The sequence below is a fragment of the Allobosea sp. TAB14 genome, assembly GCF_052113865.1.
Taxonomy (GTDB): Bacteria; Pseudomonadota; Alphaproteobacteria; order Rhizobiales; family Beijerinckiaceae; genus Allobosea; species Allobosea spartocytisi.
Map to the genome: position 1 here is coordinate 1 of NZ_JBFRDQ010000247.1, position 6,430 is coordinate 6,430.

At 58.5% G+C, this 6,430-nt stretch carries 8 protein-coding genes and 1 pseudogene; 8 read left to right on the forward strand and 1 reads right to left on the reverse strand.

From position 1 onward, the window contains the following. Together AB4Y99_RS25280 and AB4Y99_RS25285 are read left to right on the forward strand one after the other, a co-directional pair. The coding region (locus tag AB4Y99_RS25280) for a hypothetical protein (protein ID WP_441525255.1) at positions 1–256 on the forward strand (256 nt) is incomplete at its 5' end. After that, entirely contained in the window at positions 208–483 is a 276-nt protein-coding gene (locus tag AB4Y99_RS25285) for a DUF4376 domain-containing protein (RefSeq protein WP_441525261.1), read from the forward strand. The genes AB4Y99_RS25280 and AB4Y99_RS25285, both read left to right, overlap by 49 nt. Before the next feature lie 120 nt (positions 484–603). Here the strand turns inward: AB4Y99_RS25285 and AB4Y99_RS25290 are convergent, their stop codons facing one another. Continuing rightward, complete coding sequence (locus tag AB4Y99_RS25290; protein WP_441525256.1) at positions 604–2,706, reverse strand: hypothetical protein; 2,103 nt, start codon at positions 2,704–2,706, stop codon at positions 604–606. A 214-nt stretch (positions 2,707–2,920) separates the two neighbouring features. On the opposite strand from AB4Y99_RS25290, the pseudogene AB4Y99_RS25295 reads away from it, so the two are divergent. From AB4Y99_RS25295 to AB4Y99_RS25320, 6 genes and pseudogenes are all read left to right on the forward strand, one after another. Further along, positions 2,921–3,070: pseudogene (locus tag AB4Y99_RS25295) on the forward strand (peptidoglycan-binding domain-containing protein); the annotation flags it as partial. A 99-nt stretch (positions 3,071–3,169) separates the two neighbouring features. Next, positions 3,170–3,886, forward strand: coding sequence for a hypothetical protein (locus tag AB4Y99_RS25300; RefSeq protein WP_441525262.1), 717 nt, complete (start codon positions 3,170–3,172; stop codon positions 3,884–3,886). A 118-nt stretch (positions 3,887–4,004) separates the two neighbouring features. Continuing rightward, a complete protein-coding gene (locus tag AB4Y99_RS25305; protein WP_441525257.1) occupies positions 4,005–4,295 on the forward strand; it encodes a hypothetical protein in 291 nt (96 codons plus the stop codon). A 3-nt stretch (positions 4,296–4,298) separates the two neighbouring features. Beyond that, positions 4,299–4,562 carry a Pam3-gp28 family putative phage holin gene (locus AB4Y99_RS25310; protein WP_441525258.1) on the forward strand — a complete coding sequence of 88 codons (264 nt, stop codon included), beginning with the start codon at positions 4,299–4,301 and terminating at the stop codon, positions 4,560–4,562. Between the two features lie 184 nt (positions 4,563–4,746). Then, positions 4,747–5,055, forward strand: a complete 309-nt coding sequence (locus AB4Y99_RS25315; RefSeq protein ID WP_441525259.1) for a hypothetical protein — start codon at positions 4,747–4,749, stop codon at positions 5,053–5,055. Beyond that, on the forward strand, positions 5,042–5,407 hold the full coding sequence (locus AB4Y99_RS25320) for a hypothetical protein (protein WP_441525260.1): 366 nt from the start codon (positions 5,042–5,044) through the stop codon (positions 5,405–5,407). Before AB4Y99_RS25315 ends, AB4Y99_RS25320 begins: the two co-directional genes overlap by 14 nt. Positions 5,408–6,430: the final 1,023 nt, after the last annotated feature.

Below are 6,430 nucleotides of genomic sequence, written 5' to 3' on the forward strand. Positions count from 1 at the left end.
GCTTGACGATAAGACGATCACGTCGGGGCCGGACGACATGATCATAGTCACCGATGGCGCTGATTTTCTGCGCTTCGTTCCCCGGAGTGAAGACAACCAACACTATCGGGATATCGTCGCAGCCGGGCTCCTGCCGGCGATTGAAAGCCAAAGCTCGATCTTGTCGCCTACGCTGGGGGTCGACGCTGGCAGAAGGAGTTCGGCGGCATCGTCGCCGAGGGCGTTCCAATCGCGACCGATGACCGCTCCAAGCTGATGATAACCGGAGCCCGCGTCGCGGCGATGGCCGATCCCAATTGGTCGACAGTCTGGCACGGCTCGGATCGGGGGACCTATCCTGTCGAAGCAGCCGCCATGGTCGCGATCAGCGACGCGGTTCAGACGCATGTAAGTGGGACCTTCCAGGCTTTCGCCGCGGTCAAGGCCGCGATCGGGGCTGGCGAGATCACGACGGCGTCCGAGATCGACGCGGCCTTCACCTGAGACGTCGGCGCTCTAGCGTCGAATAACGAAGACCCAAACCTGCATGGCGCCTTCCTGCTCGGTCATCTCTTCCACGCTATTTACTGCTGTGTGGCAGCGCCTTTAGCATTATCGGCCATGCTACTGCGTTCTGGGCGTGCCCTTCCGAACGAATATCCGAGGGGGTTGTTTGTCATAGTTTGGTGTCGGAGATAGCTCGTCAAACTCCGTTCTCAACAGTGTGAACAGTCTGGGCTCGATCCGGGATTCCTCGGGTAGTGAATTGTTTTGGAGGGGCGCACACCACTGGACATCGTCAAGCACAACCATCCGCATATTCGGAGAGGCTACCATTCGTAGAACCTCCTTGAGTTCGGCCTCAAACCAGATTTGGCATATTCCGGCGGAATGGATGGGGCTTGGTGTGCCGCGCCTAAGGTTGACTAGATGAGCATACGGCGCAAGGACCAGAAGGTCATCGCCATCGTTCTGCTTAACCTTCTCGAATGCCTTGATTACTCGGTCGACCGGCCGGTTCCACGTCGCATCTGGGTGAGAGCTTCGCGAAAGCATTTCTAGTGACCGAACTGGACGGTTGACGCCAAAAGACATCATAGCGATTGACGCGAGTAGTGGAGCTCCAATTGCAATGGAAATCGCTTTGGCAACCCATCGCCGCGCCCCGCCGACAGCAGACACAGCACGGTCAATGAGCAGAGCGGTGCAACATAGCGCCGGAAGAGAAACGTACTGAAGCTGCGGAGCCACGCTGCGGCCTTGATAATACCTCAGCCAGACAATTCCTGCCGCTACCAGCGCCAAAAGCGCAGCCGCTCGATTCCTTTCTTCCGTAGTTGTGCTGATCCATAACGAACGGATACCGACAAAGGCGGCGATGCTGTAGACGAGGCAGTGTAAGCCCCATGCCCCTAACCAAGGCATTGGCCACGCGCCAATGCCTGAGGAAAAAGCCCGTATGCTTCCCAAGGCACCAGGAAGGTTCGGAAACGCCCCGAACCGGTTGAGATAATAGGCAAGAACACCGGCGAGGCTGAGCGTGGCGGCTGCGACCGCGAGGCCTGATTGCCTAACGACGACAAGCAATAGCGCCTTTAGTTGCGGCCGAAATCCGGTAGCCACCGCAAAGACCCAATACGTGAGAAGCCCGACGATGCCACTCTCAACATTCCAGATCAGACCTATCGACAGCATTAGATAGCTCAAGAACTGGAACCGCTCCCGCGTCTGCTTCCAACAAAGAAGTCCCAATGCGAGAGATGGAAATAACAATCTCACGGGGAATACTTGAAAGTATGGGTCTACGGGCCAAGCCGGGAATATTAGCAGCGACCCAATTATCGCTGCGAGAGTCAGAGATGCTGCAAGACTTGTGTCTCTCGTGAAGCGTGTCAAAAATGCGAGAATGAAAACGAAACACGAAAACAACAGGGCGGCCATCACACTCGTGATAGCTAGTGTCGAGGGCTCTCCGAGTGCGTGCCAAATTGGCCGGAGGAGGATGGGGTACAACCCATACTGAGATTTTTGCCCGTCGGAACCTAAATATGTTCCGCCTCCGAGCCAATCCTGGATCAAAGGGTATACGAACACCTCATAGTGTGTGTTCACCACATAATAGTCATCGTTCCCTAGAATTGAGAAGCTGGCCAAATAAATCAGCGCTACACTGATGATGAATCCAGGTAATAAATTCCATTCTTTTCTATTCGAAAGCGCTGCTGCGGTTCCGACGACTCCTGCGGATAATGCTGACAGGATGGCAAACGTGCCTGGGTTACCCGAGATTGCCGGAGCCAGAAAGCCAGCGAACGGGAAGGGCGTCGGGTCAGGGCTGAAAGCGATATTGAATATCCAAAAGCAAATGCCTGCGCTTGCACAGACAACCATAGTCGCAAAAACGGGCTGAGCCCTTTTGCCGAAAGTTGACCTCACGGACATCCATGCGGCGGTCGAGATAAAGGTCGCTCCAGCAAAAACGGTTAGGACAAAAGTTGCGCTTTCGACTGGCTCAGGCCGGACCAGGAGCGGGCTAATATAAGTGGCATATGTGGAGAGTAACCCCGCGTCAGCAGCAACGCTAGCTGGCGAAGGTTCCACAATCAAACCGCTAAGGCCCCAGCAAGTCAGAAGGCCAAAACTGAACGTCGCAAGTAATGCGATTGCTAGCAATCCTGCCGAATTGAGCCTATCGCTGAACGATCTGAGAAAGAATTCCACCGGCATCCGATTAATCTACAAAGTCAGTCTGCCCCGCGTGTGTGTAGAATTAACGCCGGAATCGCAAGCCGCAATCAGGCCGTGATTCAAAATAAATAGTCGCCGCAGGACAAGCGTGCGCTCCCCGGGGTCCAAGCCGGGGCGATCCGCGCGTTGTTGCAAATTTAATGCAACCGAACTTCTCCGCCCCCGCGTGGCTGTCCTACATCTGGAGCACTCAATGGATACGGCCGCAGTACAGCGGGCGCTGGTAGCGCTCGGCTATTCGCTTGTGGTGGATGGCAAGCCGGGGCCGGCGACGAAGGCGGCAGTTCAGGCGTTTCAGGTGTCACATGGGCTGCATGTCGACGGGATCGTGGGGCCGAAGACGATCGTAGCGCTGAACGCAGCAACGGCGGGAMGASCGCWGGGCGTCTCGRTCWTCGATCGSGCGAAGTTCTTYGCCTATCTCCGGTCRRGCAARGCKCCGATGTTCGGYTCCTCGCTGTCGCCCGGTCAGGTCCGAGGCATCGAAGGCATCCTCGACGGCTTCGCGAAGACTGGCGATGGCCGCGACAAGACGCTGGCCTATGGGCTCGCCACGGCGCGGCGCGAGGTCGGCTCCGGCATGGTCCCGGTGCGGGAGGGCTTCAGCAAGACCGATGCGGCGGCCCGCGCCTATGTCGCGACGCACTATCCCGACAAGGGCTACAGCAAGCCGGCAGGGCCATGGGGCCACGTCTATTATGGTCGTGGCATCGTTCAATTGACCTGGTTCGACAACTACGACCGTGAAGGCATTGCCGCTGACCCCGATCATGCGCTCGATCCAGAGTTCGCTGCCGAGCTCATGTTTGCCGGGCTGCTCGACGGCCGCTGGAACGGGCAGGGGAAGGGCATCGCCTTCTATCTGCCGACCGGTGGCCCCGATGACGTGAAGAACGCACGCCGCACGGTCAACCTCACGGATCACTGGGAGGAGATCGCCGGCTTCTATCGCCAGTTCATGGCGGCAATCGCTGCGGCTAAGGGCGCCGCTGATCACCTGACGATCAGTTGCACGGCCTTCCAGAAGCAGAACGCTATTGCACCGATCCATGTGATTTGGGTCGCAACGAGCGCCGTTGCGAACATGAATTCCACGGCCTCTGAGCTCAGCCTCTCCGTGCTTCGCTTGTGCCGATGTGGAGCAGGTTGGGCCATCTGAGAACACTCCAGTCTACATGACCGGCATCTCCGCAAATGTGGTGCCGCGCCTTTGATCCCGCTGCGGCCGGGCCTGCCGCATCCTCATCACCCCGGAGCATCACATGAAACGTGTCGTCTTGGCGCTTGTCGCCTTGGGATCGCTGACGCTTGCCGGCTGCCAGACGCTGGACAGCCAGATCGCGCAGGTCAGCGACCGCTTGTCTGCCCGCTGCGCCGATCTGCAGACGGCGGCCCTCACCGTCGACCTGTTCGCCCCGGAGAAGGTGCGCGCTGCGGCGCAGCAGGGACAGGTCGTGCTCGCGCAGTTTTGCGCCAAACCGCCGCGCTCCGCTGCCGATCTCGCTATCGCCATCGGCGAAACGATGAAGGCGCTGCAGGCAATCGAAGCCGCGAAGAAAGGAGCCTGAGCCATGAACGAACAGATCCTCAGCCTCATCCGCACGATCGTCCAGTCTGCCGCGGCCGCGCTCGGCACCTACGGCATCCTCGACGCGCAGGGCCAGACCGTTGTCGTCGCCTTCGTCATGTGGCTGATCCCCACGGTCTGGGGGCTCTATGTCCGCCGCAAGGCCGGCCTGGTCGCATCGGCCGCCGCGCTCCCGGAGGTGACCGAGATCCGCACCACRCCGGAAATRGCTCRCAAGGTKGAAGACCCCTCGGTCACCGCGGGATAGGAGCAGGCCGGTGCCCTACCGCAATCAYCCGCTYCCGGTCCGTATCTAYCTCGGCATYCAYGACCATTTCCCGGCYCGGCGCTCSGAATGGGTTCTGGCCGGGATCATGGTGGCGTGGGGCTGCATATTGATCGGTCCGGCTCCAACCTTCGCCGGCAACCCTGCMTGGGCCCAGATGGCGGCCATGATGAAGGAGAGCACCTGGGGGTGGTTCGCCATCGCGATCGGGGTCTTCCGGTTGCTGGCACTCGTCGTGAACGGGACGTTCTCAGGCACCTGGTAYGGYCGCTGGTCGCCRCACGTGCGGGCCCTGGCGTCGTTTCTGTCCTGCTTCCTCTGGCTCCAGATCACCTTCGGCCTGCTGGCCTCCGATGCGGCGACGACTGGCCTTGCTGTGTATCCCGGCCTTCTTGTCCTCGACGCGATGAACATCGTCGCCGCGACCAAGGATGCCGCGAGCATGGACAGGGTCGTCGCCGATGGTTCTCCCTGAAGGTATCACCCCAGAGAACGCGATCGGCACGCTTGTCGCTGGCCTTGCCATCGGCGCCGTGATGATCCGCCAGTACCTGAAGGATCGGAAGAGCCCGACAACGCCGTCCGGAGATCGATTGATCCCCGGGCTGTCGATCGCGGATATGCGACCGCTTCAGGAAATGGCGGCGGAACAATTGAAGCTGACCGCGATCATGGAGCGCATCGCCGTCTCGCTCGAGAAGATGCTAGCCATCAGCCAGGAGCGCGCTGAGGACGCTGAGATTGTCCGGCGTGCCGAAATCATGGCTCAGGAGATGCTGAAGCAGTTGCAGGTCACGAAGACAGCGCCGCGCCGGCGCCGAACATAGATGGAGCCTTCGAGGCCCGAATGTGGGAGGATTGGGGACCGGCAAGTCGTGCAAGCGCTTACATTACCCCAGAGCATTGGCTTGTAATTGCCCATCCTGGCGGAGGTGCAACCGCCGTCACTCTTCAATTAGACCAAGCTCCAAAAATGATCAGCAATGCTGATATTCAGCGGAGCCCATCGGAACACTGGCATTTCATTGGTACCGTCGATAATGCGCCTCGCGGGGTCCTTCGATTTTACTCACCGGATGAGATGCGCGAATGCATACCTCTGCTTGGAGCAGGCTCGGCGCCTTTCCGCATTGATCATCAGGATCAACGAGATTGCGCATTTAGGTAGACTTCCGCTATGGGTCGATAGCGGACGAAGGCTCATTTAAGGTCAAGAGATGCACTTTGCCTCGTCAACACATGTATCTCTTGCGATCCTTACCATGTGCCTAGCAGCTCCGGCGACAGCACGAGACAGCGAGATCGGCAGGTTTGTCTCTGGAAAATGTTTCGAGCACCAAGGGTCGGTCAGATCGGGCAAGTACATCGCTCTGTGTTTCGATGATGATGGCAATCTGCGGGGCGTGGATTTTGACGGCGGGCACGGCTCAGAAATCGCGGCGAGATGGACTGCCAGCACCGATATCGTCATTGGAGACACCACCTGTCAGGCGACCATGATGAGTTCTACAGCCATGGTTTTAGCCGGGTGCTACTTTCAAGGCTTCTGGACACGCCGCGCCCAGTTTCCAAAGGACTGATCGAAGGTCTCTTATGGGTCGGAAGCGGATAAAAAAAGCCGAATCGAAATCGGTCTTGAGACTTTGATGCCTGTGAACCGAAATACGAGGTGCTTCAATGATCTCCCAGTGCGACTGCTTCGCCAAAGGCACGCTCGTATGAGGTGGTTTTTGATTGCGAGAGCAGGAAAACCCCTCCAAGCTACCGCAGCTTGCATAATATTGGCAGCCTGCGGACCAAATTTTCCCGTGAACGGACACCAATTCGACGCTCAGATAAAGGCGTCATAC

Coding starts and splice junctions, on each gene's coding strand:
- AB4Y99_RS25320 (WP_441525260.1), top strand. CDS start 5,042: ATGGTTCTCCCTGAAGGTATCACCCCAGAGAACGCGATCGGCACGCTT.
- AB4Y99_RS25290 (WP_441525256.1), bottom strand. CDS start 2,706: ATGCCGGTGGAATTCTTTCTCAGATCGTTCAGCGATAGGCTCAATTCG.